9 protein-coding genes, 1 tRNA gene and 1 riboswitch are annotated in these 15,051 nt (G+C 74.1%); of the genes, 2 read left to right on the top strand and 8 right to left on the bottom strand.

What is annotated here, in order from left to right; translation table 11 throughout:
- Window positions 1-104: 104 nt before the first annotated feature.
- The 6 genes from AFM16_RS33120 to AFM16_RS33100 form a co-directional block, all read right to left on the bottom strand.
- Window positions 105-911, bottom strand: coding sequence for an amino acid ABC transporter ATP-binding protein (locus AFM16_RS33120; RefSeq protein WP_078636114.1), 807 nt, complete (start codon window positions 909-911; stop codon window positions 105-107).
- A complete protein-coding gene (locus AFM16_RS33115) occupies window positions 908-1,885 on the bottom strand; it encodes an amino acid ABC transporter permease (protein WP_078636113.1) in 978 nt (325 codons plus the stop codon). The genes AFM16_RS33120 and AFM16_RS33115 overlap by 4 nt, the downstream gene beginning before the upstream one ends.
- Window positions 1,886-2,267: 382 nt before the next feature.
- A riboswitch (SAM riboswitch) is annotated at window positions 2,268-2,388 on the bottom strand.
- A 101-nt stretch (window positions 2,389-2,489) separates the two neighbouring features.
- On the bottom strand, window positions 2,490-3,359 hold the full coding sequence (locus AFM16_RS33110) for a glutathione S-transferase C-terminal domain-containing protein (protein WP_030790606.1): 870 nt from the start codon (window positions 3,357-3,359) through the stop codon (window positions 2,490-2,492).
- Window positions 3,360-3,511: 152 nt separating this feature from the next.
- Entirely contained in the window at window positions 3,512-3,634 is a 123-nt protein-coding gene (locus tag AFM16_RS40685) for a putative leader peptide (RefSeq protein WP_323181703.1), read from the bottom strand.
- A 144-nt stretch (window positions 3,635-3,778) separates the two neighbouring features.
- Window positions 3,779-4,708, bottom strand: a complete 930-nt coding sequence (locus AFM16_RS33105) for a carbohydrate kinase family protein (RefSeq protein WP_078636112.1) — start codon at window positions 4,706-4,708, stop codon at window positions 3,779-3,781.
- Window positions 4,705-5,445 (bottom strand): class II aldolase/adducin family protein, encoded by a 741-nt coding sequence (locus AFM16_RS33100; protein WP_078636111.1) that lies wholly within the window; start codon window positions 5,443-5,445, stop codon window positions 4,705-4,707. The genes AFM16_RS33105 and AFM16_RS33100 overlap by 4 nt, the downstream gene beginning before the upstream one ends.
- 57 nt (window positions 5,446-5,502) lie before the next feature.
- On the opposite strand from AFM16_RS33100, the gene AFM16_RS33095 reads away from it, so the two are divergent.
- Window positions 5,503-6,165, top strand: coding sequence for a TetR family transcriptional regulator (locus AFM16_RS33095; protein WP_245177858.1), 663 nt, complete (start codon window positions 5,503-5,505; stop codon window positions 6,163-6,165).
- Window positions 6,166-6,265: 100 nt separating this feature from the next.
- Here the strand turns inward: AFM16_RS33095 and AFM16_RS33090 are convergent.
- Both AFM16_RS33090 and AFM16_RS33085 read right to left on the bottom strand, forming a co-directional pair.
- Window positions 6,266-6,339 (bottom strand) — tRNA-Pro (locus AFM16_RS33090).
- A gap of 94 nt (window positions 6,340-6,433) precedes the next feature.
- Window positions 6,434-7,651, bottom strand: a complete 1,218-nt coding sequence (locus tag AFM16_RS33085) for a serine hydrolase domain-containing protein (protein WP_078636110.1) — start codon at window positions 7,649-7,651, stop codon at window positions 6,434-6,436.
- Between the two features lie 490 nt (window positions 7,652-8,141).
- Here AFM16_RS33085 and AFM16_RS33080 point away from each other — a divergent pair, with 490 nt between their 5' ends.
- Window positions 8,142-15,035 (top strand): type I polyketide synthase, encoded by a 6,894-nt coding sequence (locus AFM16_RS33080; RefSeq protein ID WP_078636109.1) that lies wholly within the window; start codon window positions 8,142-8,144, stop codon window positions 15,033-15,035.
- Window positions 15,036-15,051: the final 16 nt, after the last annotated feature.

Genomic DNA, 15,051 nt, shown 5'->3' with positions numbered 1-15,051 from the left:
GGTGCTGGGTGAGAGAGGGTGGTGGTGTGGGGGCGGGGTGGTGCGGGGTGGTGCGTGGGGGAGATCAGGGGGTGCGCGCGGGGTGCGCCCGGGTTGCGCGCGGGTCAGAGGACCTTGCTCAGGAAGTCCCGGGTGCGCTCGTGCTGCGGCTTGTCGAGGACCTCGGCGGGCGGGCCCTGTTCGACGATCCGGCCGCCGTCGATGAAGACGACGCGGTCGGCGACCTCGCGGGCGAAGCCGACCTCGTGGGTGACGATGACCAGGGTGGTGCCGCTGGTCGCCAGGTCCTTGATGACCGCGAGGACCTCGCCGACGAGTTCGGGGTCGAGGGCCGAGGTGGGCTCGTCGAAGAGGATGACGCCGGGGCGCAGCGCGAGGGCGCGGGCGATGGCGACGCGCTGCTGCTGGCCGCCGGAGAGCTGGCGGGGGTAGGCGCCGGCCTTGTCGGCGAGGCCGACCCGGTCGAGGAGTTCGCGGGCGAGTTCCTGGGCGGCGGGGCGGCTGAGCTTGCCGGTGGCGACGGGGGCGGCGGCGATGTTGTCCAGCACGGTGAGGTGCGGGAAGAGGTTGAAGTTCTGGAAGACGAAGCCGATGCGGCTGCGCTGGGTGAGGATGGCGCGTTCGCTCAGCTCGCGCAGCCGGCCGCCGTGCCGGCGGACGCCGATCGGCTCGCCGTTGATGCTGACATGGCCGATCTCCGGCTTCTCCAGGTGGTTGATGACCCGGAGCAGGGTGGACTTCCCGGAGCCGGACGGGCCGAGGATCACGGTGACCTCGCCGGGCCGTACGGTCAGGTTCACGCCGTCCAGGACGCGGTGGGCGCCGTACCACTTGTGCACGTCGTGCACCTCGACGGCGGCGGGCACGCTCGCCCCGGGGGCGGTGGTCGCCTCGGCGGTCTCGGTGGTCATACGGCGGCCTCCCGGCGGATGCGGGCGCGCAGGTCGGTGAACCCGGTCCGCAGTTTCTGCAACGGCGTCGGCGGCAGGGAGCGGGTGGCGCCCCGGGCGTAGTACCGCTCGACGTAGAACTGGGCGACGGACACCAGGCTGGTCAGGATCAGGTACCAGACGGTGACCACGAGCAGCAGCGGCACGATGTCGCCGGGGTAGGTGGAGCCCATGGTCTGCGCGGTGCCGAACAGGTCGAGCAGGGACACGTAGAAGACCAGGGAGGTGGCCTTGATGAGGCCGATGAGCTGGTTGACGTAGTTGGGGACGATCGAGCGCAGCGCCTGCGGGAAGACGATCTTGCGGAACTGGTAGCTCTTGGGCAGGCCGAGCGCGGCGGACGCCTCGTGCTGGCCCTGGTCGACGGAGAGGATGCCGCCGCGGACGACCTCGGCGGCGTAGGCGGCCTCGTTGAGGCTGAGGCCGACGACGGCGATCACCATGTCGGTGGCGAGCCGGGACTCGTCGAAGGTGAAGAAGGCCGGTCCGAAGGGGACGCCGACGCTCAACGTCTGGTACAGGGCACTGAAGTTGTAGAGGAAGAGCAGGACGACGATCAGCGGGATGGACCGCAGGGCCCAGACGTAGGTCCAGCTCACCGCGCGCAGCACCGGGCTCCTGGAGAGCCGGGCGAGGGCGAGCAGGATGCCGCCGAGAAGGCCGAGCACCGCGCTGTAGGCGGCGACTTCCAGGGTGATCAGCAGTCCGTCGAGGATGACGGGCCGCAGGAACCAGTAGCCGAAGCGGTCCCACTGGTAGAACGGGTTGGCGATCAGGCCGTGCGCGAACTGGGCGACCAGGACCAGGACGATCGCGGTGGCGATCCAGCGTCCGGGTCGTCGTAGCGGCTGAACGCGCTGTGCTGAGAGCTGTTTTGACGGGGTGTCGGCTATGGGCTTCGCGTCGAGGGTCGCGACGCCTGGGGGTTCGCTCATGAGGGGCTCCGGCGGAAGTCGGGCACCCCGGACGGGCACGGCCGTGGTGGCGGCCGCGGGAGGGCGCGCGGCGCACGGTCGTGTACGGAGAACCGGGGTGGGGCTGCGGTGGACGGCTCACCGCTCGGGCGGTGTGCGTCGGGAACGCGGCGGGGCGAGGGGAATGTGCTGCGGTGGTGCCGGGTCTGCTGGTGTCAGCCCCGACAGCGGGCACGGCCCGGTGCGGTACACAGTGCGCTGTTCACGCGGAGCAGATCGACGGCCCGGTCGGCGACGAGGGGCTGCTGCGCGGACGGACGGACGCAGCCCCGAAGGCGGCGGGGCGCCGTCCTGGGAGCTGCGTACATGGGACTCTCCGTCACTCGTGCGGCCCCCGCAGGGGCCCTCGCGCTTACCGGATCCGTGCGGTCACGTCATCCGGTCCGGTCGTCACCTGGGGCACCCCACCGCGATGCGAGGGTTGCCGGTCAGCAAGCCAGGGCTTGTCGCTGACGCTCATGACCGTTCTGGGCCGTAAGTAAAGACAGGCACCCGAACGAATGTCAACGCCGGTCCACGTGCTGGAACGGCTGCGGGGCCGCAACGGCCCCGCGTCCCGGGGCGGTTACGGGGCCGGCGCGATGTGGGCGGCCCAGTCCAGGATCTGCACGGCGGCGCCCGCGGCCTCCAGGCCCTGACAACGGGCGTGGTGGCGGCGGGCGATGCCGTCGAGGTCGAGGTGCGCGCCGAACGCGGGGTGCGCGGCGAGCCGGCGGGCGTGGGCCCACAGGGCGGGGTGGCCGGCGATGCGCTGCACGGCGGACGCGTCGAGATGATGGCGGTGCACGGTGTCGAGCTGCACCAGCGCGACCCACAACTCCACGTCGGCGGCGGTGATCTGATCGCCGATCAGGTACGGCTGCACGCGCAGTCCCTGGTCCAGCACGCCGAGGGTGTGGAGCAGGGTGTCGAGCGCGGCGGCGCGTTCCTCGTCGCCGGTGCCGGCCGTACCGGCGCGCTGCGCGGCCCGCTCGATGCCCTGGGCGCACATCCGCTCGACGGCGTCGATCTCGGACTCGGCGCCGCACGGGTACAGCGCGGTCCGGCCGCCGCCGAAGCGCCGGGCGAGGTCGCGGGCGATGTCGGGGCCGTGGGTGGAGACGATCCGGCCCGACCAGTCGTCGCTGAGCACGGGCGCGACGGCGGGTCCGGTGTAGTGGTGGGCGCTGGCGTCGTAGAGCGGGCGCAGCGCGGAGTGGCCGCCGTCGGGACAGTCGGGGACGGCGGGCAGGAACGTGACGGGACAGGCCCGTTCCAGGCCGAGGAGGCTGTGGGTGACGGCGATGCGCAGCCCGTCGGGGTCGGCGGCGGACAGATGGAGTCGGTAGCGGCGCGGCACGGCGTAGTGGCCGCTGCGGGCGTCACTGCCGATACGGCCCCGGAAGACGGGGACGGAACGGACCGTCAGCCGGGCGGCCGGTGGTGTGAAGGACATGACTCTCCCCGGGGGCGGCGCGCGCGGCGGACCGGCGCGCGGCGGATGCGACGACGGAGGACGACGGAACGGGGGGACCGTGCGGCCGCGCGCCGGGCGGGTGGTGCCCAGGGGGCATCACCGGGGCGGAGGGCGCGGTAGGGGCGGCCGGCTCAGCGCTGGGCGCTGATCGCGCTGCACACGCGCTGGAGGTCGATGTGACGGCGGGAGGTCAGAAGGGGCGACGACCATGACGTACGGCTCGCTCGGCCGGTGGCCGGCTCCTGTCGCCCCATGATTCCCTACCCGTTCACTAGGATTCCCGTACCGAGTGTCGATCCGGCCTCGCGCGGCGTCAAGGGGTCGTCCACCAGGTGAGTCGGCGAGGGGCGGGAAGGGCCCCGCGCACAAGTCGCCGGTGCCGGGTCACGCATGGCAGGTCACGCACGGCAGGTCGCCGTCGCGGCGAACGCGTCGGCCGCCGCGAGGTCGAACGTGCCGTGGTCGCTGCCGAGGCCCTGGGCGACGAGCGCCGCCGCGGCGCTGCCGAGCACGGCGGCGTCCCCCGGCGTACGGCCGAGGCTCACGCCCCGCAGATAGCCCGCGGAGAACGCGTCGCCGCAGCCGGTGGTGTCGACGACGTCCACGACGAACGCGGGCACCGGCTCCGCGCCGTCCTGCGTGACCACGAGCGCGCCCTCCCCGCCGCGGGTGACGGCGACGACACCGGCCCCGGCGGCGAGCAGCTTGCGCGCCCCCGTCAGCAGGTCGTCCTCGCCGGTGAAGCCGCGCACCTGGTCCTCGTTGGGCAGGAAGTGGTCGATGTACGGCAGGGCCGCCTCGATCTGCTCGAAGCTGCCGAGGACACCCGGCGCGAGCAGGTCGACGGAGGTGACGACACCGTGGTCCCGGGCGTACGACAGGATGCGCGCGGCGACGTCGACGCCGATCAGCTCGGGGCCGCCGAGGTGCAGATGGGTGGCCCGCGCGAGGGCGTCCCAGGGGACGTCGTCCGGGCCGTAGGTGATGTTGGCGCCGAGGAGGTGCAGCGAGGGCCGGTCGCCGTTGGGGCGGATCGGCAGGACGCTGGCGGAGGTGGCGGTGTCGGTGCGCCGGACCAGGAACTCGGTGCCGACGCCCGCCCTGTCGAGCAGCGCGACGAGCAGGTCACCGGTGGGGTCGCTGCCGACGGCACCGGCGCTGTGCACCTCGGCGCCCAGCTTGGCGAGGGTGAGGGCGGTGCCGCCGGCCGTTCCGGCGGCGGTCATCCGGATGTCCTCGACCAGGGTGGCGCCCTGCCCCTCGGGTATCGCCTCCACCGGCCGGACCAGGACGTCCAGCACGTGCACGCCCATCGTGAAGACCTTCATCGCTGCCCCTCCTGCACGGGTGGTACGGGTCGTACGGGTTGTACGGGTCGTACGGGTGATCCGGATGCCGCGGGTGCCACGGGGTGGGTGGTGCCGTAGTCGCGGGCGAGCGCGGCCTCGATCACCGCCCGCTGCTGCCGCTCGTCGAGGAAGCGGGGCCGGCCCATGGCGGCCGCGCGCTGGTACACACCGCAGGCCCATTCGAGAAGCAGGGCATGCTCGACGGCCCGGTCGAGCGTCGCCGCGTGGGTGACCGCACCGTGGTTCGCCATCAGCGCGGCACCGCGGCCGTCCAGGGCGGTGAGGACGGACTCGGCGAGTTCCGGGGTGCCGAAGGTGGCGTACGGCGCGACCCTGACCGTGCCGCCCAGCGCGAGCAACTGGTAGTGGATGCACGGGAGTTCGTCCAGTACGCAGGCGACGGCGGTGGCCATCGGGGCGTGCGTGTGGACGAGGGCTCCGGTGCCGCGCCGACGGTGCACACCGAGGTGGAGGTCGAGTTCGGAGGTGGGCCGCAGGGTGCCGGACACGAGCGTGCCGTCGAGGTCGACCACGGTGACCTGATCCGGGGTCAGTTCGGCGAGGACGGCTCCGGTCGCGGTGACGGCGACCAGGTCGCCGGTGCGCACGCTGACGTTCCCCGCCGTGCCGATCAGGAGGCCCTCGGCCCCCAGGCGGCGGCAGGCGTCCGCCACGGCGGCCCGTTCCTCGCTCAGCGCCGAGCTTGAGGCGGTCATGGGCGCGAAGGTAGCGTAAACGTGAAACAAAGTCACGTTCACGTTCGGAGACGATCCTTGGACCGGCCGACCCCGCCTCCCCTGCCCCAGCCGGACCCGCCACCCGGTGCCGCCGCCCTGCGCCGCACGCCCCGGCAGGCCCGCAGCAGGGCACGCCTCGCGCTGCTGCTGGCGGCCGCCGAGCGGATCCTGGTGGAGGAGGGCGTGGAGGCGCTGACCACGACCCGGGTCGCGGCGGAGGCGAAGGTGTCGGTCGGCTCGCTGTACCAGTACCTGCCGGACCGGGGCGCGATCATCGACGCCCTGGCGGCGGGCTGGTTCACCCGTCTCGAAGGGGTGATGGACGACCTCGCACGGACCGCGACGCGCGAGCGCTGGGAAGACCCGGTGGGTGTCCTCGTCGACACGTACGCGCACATCTACCGGACGGAACACGGCTTCCGCGCCCTGTGGTTCGGCAGCGGGCTCACCGAGCGCACCCGGGAGGCGGACCGCGAGCACAAACGCCGGATGGCCGACGGGATCCGCCGGGTCCTGCTGGCACTGGGCGTGGCCCGCGACGACGAGGCGCTCACCCGGTCCTGTCACGCCGCGATCCTCGCGGCCGACGCGCTCGCCCAGGAGGCGTTCCGCCGGGAGCCGGAGGGGGACGCGGCGCTGCTGGAGGAGGCGAAGGTGATGCTGCGGGGGTATCTGGGGGCGGTGGTGGCGCGGTACTGAGGCCGCTTCGGGCGGAGAACGCCGAAAGCCTGATGTCCTGCGCACGCCGAAAGCCGCTCTCCGAGGTCCGGAGAACGGCTTCCGATCGGTGATCCACCGGTCGGGACGACAGGATTTGAACCTGCGACCCCTTGACCCCCAGTCAAGTGCGCTACCAAGCTGCGCCACGTCCCGCCGCGTCGCCGAGCCGTTGAACTGCGGTGACGCGCGGGTCCAACCCTACCGCACCCGGCCGACCCCGACGGCCGGGACGGGATGCGCGGCCGGGTCAGTCGGCCAACGGGTGCTTCGCGTCCAGGAGTTGCGCGATCCGCTCGGCGACGGGCACGGAGGTGTTGGTGCCGGGGGACTTCGGGCCGACGGTCGTCGTGACCGCGATGGAGAGGCGCTTGTGCGGCTCGTACGCCATCACGGCCGCGTAGCCGAAGAAGGACGGGTTCTGGAGGACCCAGCCGTTCTTGACGACGACGCCGAGCCCGAAGTGGAACTTGTCGGTCATCGGCAGACAGACCGTGGCCGGGCACTTGGCGGTCGGCTTGCCGAGACCCACCGTGCCCGGGTTCAACTGCGTGCGGAAGGCCGCCGGCGAGAGCAGCTCGCCCGCTCCGATGCCCTGGCCGGAGCGGGCGAGGTCACAGATGTCCTGGGTGATGATCGCGCCGGGCGCGGTGGTCCAGGACGGGTTGAAGTACGTGGACTCCTCGTAGAAGCCGCGCTCGCTGTCGTAGGCGTGCAGGACGGGCTCCGGGATGACCGCGGTGGTGTTGCCGCGGGTGTTGCGCAGGCCCAGGGGGCGGTACACGCGCTGCTGGTGGAGGCGGTCGAGCGGGGTGCGGGTGATCTTCTCCAGGGCCTTGCCGAGGAGGACGAAATTGGCGTGCGAATAGCTCCAGTTGGTGCCGGGCTTGTACCACAGGGGGTGGCTCAGGGAGTAGCCGACGACCTCCTTCGGCGTCCAGTGGCGCCACGGGTCGGCGTAGAGCTTCTTCTGGAACGCCGGGTCGGTGACGTAGTCGTGCAGTCCGGAGGTGGAGGAGCCGAGCATGCGCAGGGTGATCTTGTCGGCGTGCGGCAGCTCGGGCAGCCAGCGGGACACCTTGTCGTCCAGGCTCACCTTGCGCTCCTGGACGAGTTGGCTGAGCACGGTGCCCATGAAGGCGATACCGACCGAGCCGGTGCGGACGTGCATGGCGGGGGTGGCGGGCACGCCCGTCATGGACTCGCCGACCGCGGCCGTGACCAGCGGGCGTCCGTCGACCGTGACGCGGACGATCGCGGCCTGCAGGTCGAGGTCCCGCTGGGCCTTGCGGACGATGTCGACGACCTTGCGCGCCTGGCCGGACGGCTTGTGGGTGGCGGTGCACGCCCGGTCCCGGGCGGCGGACGGGGCGGCAGCGGCAGGTCCGGCGGTGGCGGCGGTGGCCTGGAGGGTGGTGGCGAGAAGAGCGGCGGCACACAGAGCCGCCGCCGTACGGGTTCGCGTCATAGGCGCACTATGAGCCGATTGACTGGAAAGCTCGCATATCAACACTCCGGGCCCTCGCGCGCCGGACCCGTACGGACGCACGGGAGAGGGCCCTTCCCGGACACTCGGCAGTCGACACGCGGAGTTTTCCGAACCGTCGACCGGGGCCCGGAAAAGGGCGGCTCGATTCGGACATGTAATCCAAAGGAACGCATTTCTTTCGGTCGTTCATGTTTCCACGGTGTGAGTCGTGAGTGAACGGCGCCGGACGGCGTCGGACCCGAAAGGAATTCATCCGATTTCCTACGCCCCGGCGCCCCGCCCGCGAATGACCGAATCATTGCGCCTGGTTACCGGCCGATCGTTCGAACGTTGACCAGTGAGTAATAAGAGCACTACCTTTCAACGCGTTTCGAGCAAGCGTCTTTGCACGTGTTCGTGTTCCGTGCCTCGCCTTTGCTGTCTGTCCTGAACCCCCCACCCTGCGGTTTCTTCCTTGATTCGGAGAATCATGACGTCCGCTGCGCGTTCCGAGGACATGATCATCGGCATCACTCCTTTCGGTGAGCCCGACGCCGGACTCGCCCTGGCCGTCGCCCGGGCCGGCGGTCTCGGAGTGCTCGATCTGGGGCCCGGCGACCGAAGATCGAGGGAGGCGCTGGCCCGGCTGCGACGCGCGTCACCCGGCGGCTTCGGGGTCCGGGTGGGCCCCGGCTGCCGGCTCGCCCCCGACGATCTGGGAGCCGGCGGTCCGCACACGGTGGTCCTGGCGGCGGACGCCCCGTGGCCGGTCGCGCGGACCGCCGAGCGGCACCGGGTCCTGGTGGAGGTCACCGACCTGGACGGCGCGCGCGAGGCGGTGCGCGCGGGGGCGCACGGGCTGCTCGCGCGGGGTGCGGAGTGCGGCGGCCGGATCGGCGAGCTGAGCACGTTCGTCCTGCTCCAGCAGCTCCTGGCCGCCCCCGGTGTGGACCTGCCGGTGTGGGCGTACGGCGGTGTCGGGCCGCGCACGGCCGCCGCCGCGGTGGCGGGCGGGGCGGCCGGGGTCGTCCTGGACGTCCAGCTCGCGCTGCTCGCCGAGTCGGCGCTGCCCGAATCCGCGGCCGCGGCGCTGCGGACCATGGACGGCTCGGAGACCGTCGTCGTCGCCGGGCACCGTTTCCTGCCGCGCCGCGGCCCCGGCGCCCCGGAACTCCCCGCGGACGCCGCACCGGAGGCCGTGGCGGCGCTGCTCGGCGCCGGGGACCCGGCCGCCCGGCTGCTCCCGGTGGGCCAGGACGGCTTCCTGGCCGCCCGGTTCGCCGACCGCTGGGGCGATGTCCGGCGCACGGTTCGGGCGCTGCGCGACGCGGTCCTGGACGCCGTACGCGACGACACGGCCGTACGGGCGCTGCGGGCGGACTCTCCGATGGGGCGGGCGCTGGGGACGCGGCTGCCGTTGGCGCAGGGGCCGATGACGCGGGTGAGCGACGAGGCCGGGTTCGCCGCCGCGGTGGCCGCGGAGGGGGCGTTACCGTTCCTGGCGCTGGCCCTCGCGGACGGCGCGCGGACCCGCGCCCTGCTCGCCGCGGCCCGGGACGCGGTGGGCGACGCGCCCTGGGGTGTGGGGGTGCTCGGTTTCGCGCCGGAGGACGTGCGCGCCGCCCAACTGGACGCCGTACGGGAGCTGCGGCCGACGCACGCCATCATCGCGGGCGGACGCCCTTCGCAGGCACGGGTGTTGGAGGAGGCCGGCGTCCGGACCTTCCTGCACGTGCCGTCGCCGGGGCTGCTGCGGCAGTTCCTGGAGGCGGGGGCGCGGCGGTTCGTGTTCGAGGGCGCGGAGTGCGGCGGGCACGTCGGACCGCGCGCCTCCTTCCCGCTGTGGGAGGCCCAACTCGCCGTACTGGAAGACTTCCTGGCCGACTCCCCGGACTCCTCCGGCGACTCGACGGCCGCGGGGATCGAGGTGTTCTTCGCGGGCGGGGTGCACGACGAGCGCTCGGCGGCGATGGTGGCCGCGCTCGCCGCTCCGCTCACCGCGCGCGGGGCGGCCGTCGGCCTGCTGATGGGCACCGCCTACCTGTTCACCGAGGAGGCGGTGGCGCACGGCGCGATCCGGCCGCTGTTCCAGCGGCAGGTGCTGGCGGCGGAGCGCACCACCCTGCTGGAGTCGGCGCCGGGCCACGCCACGCGCTGTGTGCCCAGCCCGTTCGCGGCCGGGTACCGCGAGCAGGGGGCCCGGCTGCGCGCCGAGGGCGTCCCGGACCGCCGGATCTGGGAGGAGCTGGAGCGGCTCAACGTCGGCCGGCTGCGCCTGGCCAGCAAGGGAACGACCCGGGACGGCGACGGCACGCTCACCCCCGTCGACGAGGAACGCCAGCTCGCCGAGGGGATGTTCATGGCCGGGCAGGTGGCCGTGCTGCGCTCGGCGACCACCACGCTGGACGACCTGCACTCGGCGGTGACGACCGGAGCGGCCGCCCATCTCGCCGCGCGAGCGGCGGAGTTGGCGCCGGACGAGGCCATGGCGGCGGAGCCACCCGCCCCGTTGGACATCGCCGTCGTCGGGATGGCCTGCATGTTCCCTGGGGCGCCCGATCTGCCGTCCTTCTGGGCGAACGTCGTCGCGGGCACGGACGCGGTCGGCGAGGTACCGCCGCAGCGCTGGGACCCGGCCGTCCACCACGGCACGTCCACCCCGTCCAAGTGGGGCGGCTTCCTGCCCCCGATCCCCTTCGACCCGCTGCGCTACGGCATCCCGCCCGCCTCCCTCGGCCATGTCGAACCGGTCCAGCTACTGTCCCTGGAGGCCGCCCGGCGTGCCCTGGAGGACGCCGGATACGGCGACGGGGGAAGGGAGTTCGACCGGGCGCGCACCTCGGTGGTGTTCGGCGCGGAGGCGGGCAGCGACCTGTCGAACGCGGCCACCCTGCGGGCCGTGCTGCCCTCGTACTACGGCACGGTCCCGGCCGGGCTGGACGAGCAGCTCCCCCGGCTCACCGAGGACTCCTTCCCCGGCATGCTCGCCAACGTGATCTCCGGGCGGATCGCCAACCGGCTCGACCTCGGCGGCGCCAACTACACGGTGGACGCCGCCTGCGCCTCCTCCCTCGCCGCCCTGGACGTCGCCTGCAAGGAACTCGTCGGCGGCACCAGTGACGTGGTCCTGTGCGGCGGCGCCGATCTCCACAACGGCATCAACGACTACGTGCTGTTCTCCTCCGTGCACGCCCTCTCCCCCACCGGCCGCTCCCGGGCCTTCGACGACTCGGCCGACGGCATCGCGCTCGGCGAGGGCGTCGCCTGCGTCGTCCTGAAACGGCTCGCGGACGCCGAGCGTGACGGCGACCGGATCTACGGTGTCGTCAAGGGCCTGGGCTCCTCCAGCGACGGCCGCTCCCTCGGCCTGACCGCGCCCCGCCCCGAGGGCCAGCGGTCGGCGCTGGAGCGGGCCTACCGCAACGCGGGCGTCTCCCCGGCCGACGTCGGCCTGGTCGAGGCGCACGGCACCGGCACGGTGGTCGGCGACCGCACCGAACTGCGCATCCTGAGCGAGGTGTTCACGGAGGCGGGCGCGTCGTCCGGCGACTGTGTGCTCGGTTCGGTGAAATCGCAGATCGGGCACACCAAGTGCGCCGCCGGACTGGCCGGGCTGATCAAGACGGTCCTGGCGCTGCACACCGGCGTCCGGCCGCCCACCCTGCACATCGAGACGCCCAACGCGGCCTGGGACCGGGAGAGCAGCCCCTTCGCCTTCCACACGCAGGCCCGGCCGTGGGCGGCGCCGCCCGAGGAACGCGTCGCCGGGGTCAGCGCGTTCGGGTTCGGCGGCACCAACTTCCACGCGGTGCTGGCCGCGCACACCGACGGGGTGCCGCCGGTGCGCGGCCTGGACGCCTGGCCGGCCGAGCTGTTCCTCTTCCGGGGCCGGGACGAGCAAGCCGCCCGCCGCGCGGCGGACGACCTGCTGACGGCGGCGGAGGCCGAGGGGCGCCCGTGGCGGCTGCGGGACCTGGCGCTGAGCGCGGCCCGCCGGGCGGACGCGAGCGCGGACCCGGCGTGGATCGCGCTCGTGGCGGACGGCGTGGACGACCTCACCGCCAAACTCCGGCGCGCCCTGAACGGCGACCACGCGCCGCGGGACGGCGTGCACCTGGCCGGGCGGGACGGGGACGCCGAGGCGGGCAAGGTCGCGTTCCTCTTCCCCGGGCAGGGCAGTCAGCGGCCCGGGATGCTCGGCGAACTGTTCGTGGCCTTCCCCGAGTTGCACGCGTATCTGGAGCTCGGCCGGGCGCACGCGGGCGCGTTGTACCCGCCGGCCGCCTTCGACGACACCGGACGGGACCGGCAGCTCGCCGCGCTCACCGACACCCGGGTGGCCCAGCCCGCCCTGGGGATCACCGGGCTCGCGGCCCACGCCTGGCTGACCTCCGCCGGCGTCCGCCCGGACATGGCCGCCGGGCACAGCTACGGCGAACTGGTCGCTCTGAGCGCGGCCGGTGCCCTCGAACCGCAGACCCTGCTGGAGCTGAGTTCCGATCGGGCGGCGGCGATCCTCGCGGCGGCCGGGTCCGCGGGCCCGGAACCGGGCACCATGGCCGCCGTCGCGGCAGGCGCCGACCGGGTCCACGAGGCGCTGCGGACCACGGGCGCGCCGCCGTCGGTGGTCGTCGCCAACCTCAACTCCCCCCGGCAGACGGTGATCTCGGGCCCGACCGACGCCGTCACCGAGACCGTACGGCTGCTGCGCGCGGCCGGGTTCGGCGCGAAGCGGATCCCGGTGGCCTGCGCCTTCCACAGCCCGCTGGTGGCCGGTGCGGGCGAGCGGTTCGCCGAGGCGCTCGCGGCCCGCACCGTGCACCCGCCCGAGTTCCCGGTGTGGGCCAACCGCACCGCCACCCCGTACCCCGCCGACGCGGACGCCGTACGGCAGGGACTCGCCGCCCAGATCGGCGCCCCGGTGGCCTTCGCCGAGCAGATCGAGGCGATGTACGCGGCCGGGGCGCGCGTCTTCGTGGAGGCCGGTCCCGGAGCGGTGCTGACACGGCTGGCCGGGGAGATCCTCGGCGACCGTCCGCACCGCACGGTGGCCCCCGAGCCCCGCCCCGGCTCCGGGCTGCGCGGCTGGCTCGACGCGCTGGCCAAGCTCGCCGTCGCGGGGCTGCCGGTGCGTGCCGGAGGGCTGCTGCGCGGACGGGACGCGGTCGACGCCGTCCGCACGCCCGTCCCGAAGCGGCCCGGCTGGACGGTGGACGGCCATCTGGTCCGTACCGCCGACGGCGCGCTCCTGCCCGGCGCGCTCGCACCGGCCCGCCGGGTCGAGGCAGCAGCCGTGGCCTCTGTCGTGGAACCTCTGGAGACGACTGTGACGACGAACCCCCCGCACGGCGTCCCGTCCGACCGGGACGCGCTGATCTCCGAATTCCTGCGCACCAGCCGGGAGATGATCGCCGCCCAACGGGACGTGCTGCTCACGTACTTGGGGGCGGAACCGGCTGCCGCCCCCGCCGCCCCCGCCGTCGCGGGCCCGCCGGTGCTTCGGGCCGTGGCCGAACCGGCTCCCGTGGTCGTGGAGTCGGCGCCCGAGCCCACCGCCGCCGCCCCGGTCGGTGCGGACGTGGGGCAGATGGTCCTGGAGATCATCAGCGAGCGCACCGGCTATCCCGTCGACATGATCGAGCCCGATCTCGACCTGGAGGCGGACCTCAGCATCGACTCCATCAAGCGGGCGGAGATCGCCGGGGAGCTGGCCCGGCGCCTGGGCGCGGGCACCGGCGCCGACCTCGCCTCGATGGACGACGCCGAGCTGGAGGAACTGGCGAAGGCACGGACGGCCGCGGCGGTGACGGACTGGCTCAGGGTGCGTCTGAACGGGAACGGCGACGACTCGGCACCCCAGGCGACCGGCGGGGCGGCCCCCGACACGGACACCGCCGCACCCACCGGTGAGCCTCCCGTCCGGCACGTCCTGCGCCCGGTGCTCCTCGCCGCGCCGGACTCCGCCCCCGGCCCCGCCGCCGTCCTCACCGGCACCCGCTGGACGGTCCTCGGCGACGCCCCCGAGACCGCCGCCCTGCTGGCCGCCCACGGTGCCGAGGTCGTCGTACGCGGCCGGGAGCACGCGCTGTCGGAGGCGGACGGGCCGGTCGACGGTGTGCTGTACGTGGGGGCCCTGACGGACGCGGACGGTGCGCCGCTGCTGCCCGACGCGTTCCCCGTGCTCAAGGCGGCCCTGGCGCGCGGCCCGAGATGGCTGCTGGCCGTCCACGGCACGGACCGCACCGACGGCACGGCGTCGGACGGTCGGTCGGCGGGGCTGCGGGGGCTGTTCCGCACGGTAGCCCGTGAGTATCCGGAGACGGTCGCCCGGGTCGTGGAGGTGGCGGACGCCTCGCCGTCGGCCGTCGCGGACGCGGTGGTCGCCGAGGCCGTGGCCGCCGACCGGGAGCCGGTGGTGCTGCGGACGGCGGCGGGCCGGCACGGCTTCGAGCTGGTGGCGGCGCCGCTGGGCGTGCTCGGCGGCACCGGCGCGGGACCGGCCGGTGACGGCGCCGCGGAGGCGGCCGCGCTCGGCCTGGACCGGGACTCGGTGGTGGTCCTCGCGGGCGGGGCGCGGGGCATCACCGCGCAGTTCGCCGCCGCGCTCGCCGGTGCCGCCCGCTGCCGGCTCGAACTGCTCGGCCGGACACCCGCGCCGGACGGCCCGGAGGACCCCGACACCGCCGCCGCGCGCACCCCGGAGGCGCTGCGGGCCGTGCTCGCCGCCAGGGGCGGACTGAAACCGGCCGAGATCAACCGGGCCGTCGAACTCCTGCTCGCCCAGCGGGAGATCGCGGCCACGCTCGCCGAACTCGGCGCGCTGGGCAGCCGGGTGCGCTACCGCCCGGTCGACTTCCGTGAACCCGACGCGGTGCGGCAGGCGGTGAAGGAGATCCACGCCGAGCACGGGCGGCTCGACGGGGTGGTGCACGCGGCCGGTGTCATCGAGGACCGGCTGATCGCCGAGAAGAGCACCGAGTCCTTCCAGCGGGTCTACGCCACCAAGGCGACCGGCGCCGACGCACTGCTCACCGCCTTGGAGGAGCTGCCGACGGCACCGGCGTTCACCGTGCTGTTCGGCAGCATCGCCGCCGTCCTGGGCAACCGGGGGCAGGCGGACTACGCGGCCGCCAACGACGCCCTGGAGACGCTCGGTACGGCCTTCGCGGCCCGCACCGGGCACCGGGCGCTGACCGTGCACTGGGGGCCGTGGGCACCCGCCGCCGGGCACGCCGGGATGGTCGGCGCGGAGCTGGCCCGCGAGTACGCCCGGCGGGGCGTCCGGCTGATCGACCCCGAGGAGGGGACCGCGGCGCTGCTGCGGGAGCTGGCGTGGGGCGAGGAGTCGGCCACCGCGGTCGTCTACACCGCCTCGGGCTGGTGACGGCAGCGGTGACGCC

It is taken from the genome of Streptomyces antibioticus (genome assembly GCF_002019855.1).
GTDB classification, from domain to species: Bacteria; Actinomycetota; Actinomycetes; order Streptomycetales; family Streptomycetaceae; genus Streptomyces; species Streptomyces antibioticus_B.
This window is presented reverse-complemented; position numbering and strand designations above follow the sequence as displayed.

Bases quoted from the DNA above. Each gene is read 5' to 3' on its own strand.
- AFM16_RS33100 (WP_078636111.1), bottom strand. From the start codon at position 5,445: ATGACCGCCTCAAGCTCGGCGCTGAGCGAGGAACGGGCCGCCGTGGCG.
- AFM16_RS33120 (WP_078636114.1), bottom strand. From the start codon at position 911: ATGACCACCGAGACCGCCGAGGCGACCACCGCCCCCGGGGCGAGCGTG.
- AFM16_RS33115 (WP_078636113.1), bottom strand. From the start codon at position 1,885: ATGAGCGAACCCCCAGGCGTCGCGACCCTCGACGCGAAGCCCATAGCC.
- AFM16_RS40685 (WP_323181703.1), bottom strand. From the start codon at position 3,634: ATGGGGCGACAGGAGCCGGCCACCGGCCGAGCGAGCCGTACGTCATGG.
- AFM16_RS33085 (WP_078636110.1), bottom strand. From the start codon at position 7,651: ATGACGCGAACCCGTACGGCGGCGGCTCTGTGTGCCGCCGCTCTTCTC.
- AFM16_RS33080 (WP_078636109.1), top strand. From the start codon at position 8,142: ATGACGTCCGCTGCGCGTTCCGAGGACATGATCATCGGCATCACTCCT.
- AFM16_RS33105 (WP_078636112.1), bottom strand. From the start codon at position 4,708: ATGAAGGTCTTCACGATGGGCGTGCACGTGCTGGACGTCCTGGTCCGG.
- AFM16_RS33110 (WP_030790606.1), bottom strand. From the start codon at position 3,359: ATGTCCTTCACACCACCGGCCGCCCGGCTGACGGTCCGTTCCGTCCCC.